General features: G+C 52.6%; 1 protein-coding gene. It reads left to right on the plus strand.

What is annotated here, in order from left to right; genetic code table 11:
* A partial coding sequence (locus tag J7439_RS27650) for a Mu transposase domain-containing protein (protein ID WP_209204966.1) occupies nt 1–546 on the plus strand: 546 nt, incomplete at both ends.

Here is a 546-nt window from a genome sequence, read left to right on the forward strand (position 1 = left end):
ATTATCAGGTAGCCGTTGTTCCCGCCCGGGTCAGGAAACCTCAGGATAAGGCCAAGGTTGAATCTGCCGTACAGGTGGTCGAACGCTGGATACTGGCCAGCCTGCGTAACCAGACATTCTTTACCCTGCCGGCACTGAACAAAGCGATTCGAAGCCTGCTGGATGAGCTGAATAACAAACCGTTCCAGAAACTACAAGGTAGTCGTCGTTCACTGTTTGAGGAGCTGGACAAACCGGCACTCAGGCCTTTACCTGCAGAGCGTTATCAATACGCTGAGTGGAAAGAGGCCCGGGTACACATTGACTACCATGTGTCAGTAGACGGCCATTACTACTCCGTGCCTTACCAACTGGCCAAAAAGCAACTCTCTGTTCGCTTCACCCAGAATACGGTTGAGTGCTTTTACCAGGGTAAACGAGTCGCCAGTCATCAACGGTTGTACCAGAAAGGCCGGTATAGCACTCAGCCTGAACACATGCCGGAAAAGCACAGACAGCATGCCGAGTGGACACCTGAGAGACTCCAGAACTGGGCTGCCCAAACAG

It is taken from the genome of Salinisphaera sp. G21_0 (genome assembly GCF_017744115.1).
In the GTDB taxonomy this organism is placed as follows: Bacteria; Pseudomonadota; Gammaproteobacteria; order Pseudomonadales; family Endozoicomonadaceae; genus Endozoicomonas.